The sequence below is a fragment of the Cupriavidus sp. UYPR2.512 genome, assembly GCF_000379565.1.
In the GTDB taxonomy this organism is placed as follows: domain Bacteria; phylum Pseudomonadota; class Gammaproteobacteria; order Burkholderiales; family Burkholderiaceae; genus Cupriavidus.
Map to the genome: position 1 here is coordinate 1 of NZ_KB902984.1, position 3,046 is coordinate 3,046.

The window sequence follows — 3,046 nt, forward strand, 5'->3', positions numbered from 1 at the left end:
CTCGCACTCACTCTCTCCACGCTGTGTCGCAGTGTGGGCATTGGAGACGCCGAATTCATATAAGTTCCATCAAGAACAGAACGCTACACTAGCGGGCGTGGCCAACAAGCCAGTGCGCGGACTGTTCGATTCGTGGTTCATGCGCGCCCGCCTGGTATTGCCTTTGCTGCGCAGAAAAATGCACGTGATTGGACAGGCGCGCATCGACACCGCGCTGTTTCTCGTGCCGCCACCGCCAACCACACCCAGACGTTGGATTCTGTCGTACGATTCTTGTGCTTCTTGGGTAACCTCACTTCGGTAAAGGCAGATAAGCAGTGGTCTTTGCCTCGCGAGTCGCGGGAGAGGGCGGCGTTGCAGGGATGTCCTCCACTGGCTGCCTTACGATGGGCGCGCGCGCCAATTCGTTAGCGGTATTATCAACATTTGATCCACTCAGCGCACTCGCGTCATTCAGCGCCGAAGCCACAGGAACTTCCGGCCGCGCGTAGATATGCTTAACCCCGTCCGGTGTCAACGCGTAACGCACGTCATCGGAGGACATCAGGAACGAGAATGAAGGCATGGAGGACTGCGAGTCTTCTGCCTGCGCGACGCGCACTCGCACGTTCTTCACGTTGTCGCTCAGATCGTGGCGCATACGCGCAACCGCCGATTCGACGTCGCGCGGATTAGCGGCAGCGCCGCTCACCTCGAATTCGCCGTGTCCTGCATAGACTACTTTGAGCCCCTGGGTGCCCAGTGACTCAGCGATATTGCGCACGTCGTTCTGCGAGATATCGTAGTGCCGCACGATTCCGCTTGAGGAAACCCGCATAAGCAATTTTCGCACTTGTGAGTCTTCCGCGGGCGTTCCAACCATCCCGGTCACCGTGACAGTCGAGCCGCGCGCCTGCGCGTGCAATTCCTTCATATGCGCAGCGGCAAGCGTGAGATTCACGCGTTGCGCGATGTCGCCGGCGTCGTGCTGCAATGCGTCGCGACTCACTGCGCTCGTCAGCATCCCCGAACCAATTACAAGCACCGCGCTGAGCATCGCGCACGCAAAGACGACGCCTTCCATCCCGCGACGCGAACGTTCGCTGGCGCAGCGCGTTTCGTCGGGCCTCACGAGCAGCGTAGATAGCAGCTCGAGATCGCTCGGCCACGGAGCTGCGGCCGGGCCGATGCAAATCACCGTGCAGCCGAACTGCATAGGTACGAAGTCTAGCAGGATTACCGTGCCGGGCTGATTTTTCTGCGCCGCTTTGCTGGCTTCATGCGCGCCGGACGAATCGCTGCCTATGACGGCAACGTGCACCATGCCGGGGGCGTGCTCATGGACGGCTAAAGAGACATAGTTACCGCACCAGTCGGAGATGTGGATGTCAGCATCATCGTCCGCGCCGATTCGGTGAGTGCCGACAGCAAGGCGCAATTCTGCGCCGGCATGTACGCCAGTCAGAATACGCAGCAGCTTCGTCATGGAATGTCCTGTTGGAGAAATGTTGCGGCGCGCACCCACACGACTTTGAGATTTGCTCTAGCCACCGCCGCTTCTGTACACAATGCGAAGCCGACACAGGGACAGCGAGCGACAGCGAAACGCTTGTGTCGCGATATGCAAGCGGGGGGCGACCGGGCCGCGCTTCGATTTGGAGTCGTTACATAGCTTGCGAGTAGGATTCCGCGGCAAACATTCGAGTGGTGCCGAGGATGGGTTTCAAGAATTGTTGGCGTGCATACGTCATCCTTGCCGGCATTGAAATCATGTACTTGATCCGCCAAGCGCTGATGAAAAGCACTTGTTCGCATTGACTTGCTTGTCGCGACACACAACCCGCTTGAGCACCACCTTTGCACCGCGGCGTTCAGGATTTGTTCATCGAACATGGCGTTTCACTTTGCGTTGCGCACATAACAGTTTCCACCGTGCTGCTTCACCGATCGCGCAGCATGTTCCAGTGGCGCAGGATCGCCGCTATCTGCCGGGCATACTCGTCGCGCAGCACGGGTGTCGCCGAATGGTAGGCACCCACCGCCGCCCAAGTATTGCCGTATTTCATGATCTGGCGCCGTAATTGCCAGGCAGCGATGTAGATGTTTTTGCAGGGCGCCATGAGCTCATCGCGCGTGATTCCGTAACGCGACAGCGCGCCAAGATGAATAGAGTTGATCTGCATAACGCCGTAATCCGTCGAGCCGTTGGTGTTCATATGCACCGCGCCAGGTTGATTGTGCGACTCCCGCCATGCGATTGCGCGCAAGATCAGCGGATTGACATGCTGATATGCAGCGGCATCATCGAAACAGTTTGCATGCGCTGGCGATGCTGCGCTCGCGGTGTAACCAATGGCCACGCCAATAGCATATGCACGCGCGCACGACAGAGCATGACGGCGCGCAGCTTGCCGGTCACCGCTGCCACTGTGGCGGGATTCGGTCCTAAATGGCGTCATGGTGAACAACGGCGTTCCAACGCGTAAGTGTGAGTGAGCAGATTTTTTCATATTGCGACATGGCAACGTGTGGGAATGCCTCTGCGGCGAACCGGCGCACTTACATGCGAAGCTCGCCGGAAAGACCATTCTTCGACCTGCCGAGTCTCGCGCAGGTATTTGGTGTTGCGCAAGCGTCGAAGCGATGCCCGCGCAGATCGAGCCGCTTTTCACCGAGCCTGGAGGTAGCCGGTGCGTTGAGATGCGTCCGTTTCTTACAGGGATCGAACTCGACCACCTGCAGCGGCGTGGCCTCGGTTTTGACCGCCTCCTTGACGTCTACCGACGTGTCGAACTGCGTTGCGCCCGTTCCCCACTCGCCCGAATCCGGGCAGCTCAGGGCCGTCTCAGGGCAAGACATGCGGTATGTCGATGTCGCTGGAAACTGGTCAACCGTAGAACAAAGGGAAGTTGTCACCGTCCCCGAAGTCATGTCGTTAATCCGCGTGACAACGGCGCCACAACCGGACGTACCATAAAAAATGGTTCGTCAGGAAAAAGTGTGGGTTGACGAAGGCTCAGGAAGATTGCCAAGTGCATGATATAGCGCGATTTCCGTCGCCCTGAAG

At 58.4% G+C, this 3,046-nt stretch carries 3 protein-coding genes and 1 pseudogene; 1 reads left to right on the top strand and 3 read right to left on the bottom strand.

What is annotated here, in order from left to right:
• Window positions 1-304: pseudogene (locus A3A5_RS44805) on the top strand (hypothetical protein); the annotation flags it as partial.
• Here the strand turns inward: A3A5_RS44805 and A3A5_RS0116165 are convergent.
• The 3 genes from A3A5_RS0116165 to A3A5_RS43355 all read right to left on the bottom strand — a co-directional run bounded on the left by A3A5_RS0116165 (window position 293) and on the right by A3A5_RS43355 (window position 2,838).
• Window positions 293-1,465, bottom strand: a complete 1,173-nt coding sequence (locus A3A5_RS0116165; RefSeq protein ID WP_018311593.1) for a hypothetical protein — start codon at window positions 1,463-1,465, stop codon at window positions 293-295. The pseudogene A3A5_RS44805 and the gene A3A5_RS0116165 sit on opposite strands and share 12 nt — an antisense overlap.
• Window positions 1,466-1,919: 454 nt before the next feature.
• The gene (locus A3A5_RS0116175) at window positions 1,920-2,438 is read right to left on the bottom strand and encodes a lytic transglycosylase domain-containing protein (protein WP_081623915.1); all 519 of its coding nucleotides are present in this window, start codon (window positions 2,436-2,438) and stop codon (window positions 1,920-1,922) included.
• Window positions 2,439-2,538: 100 nt separating this feature from the next.
• Window positions 2,539-2,838, bottom strand: a complete 300-nt coding sequence (locus A3A5_RS43355; protein WP_157637235.1) for a hypothetical protein — start codon at window positions 2,836-2,838, stop codon at window positions 2,539-2,541.
• Window positions 2,839-3,046 lie beyond the last annotated feature (208 nt).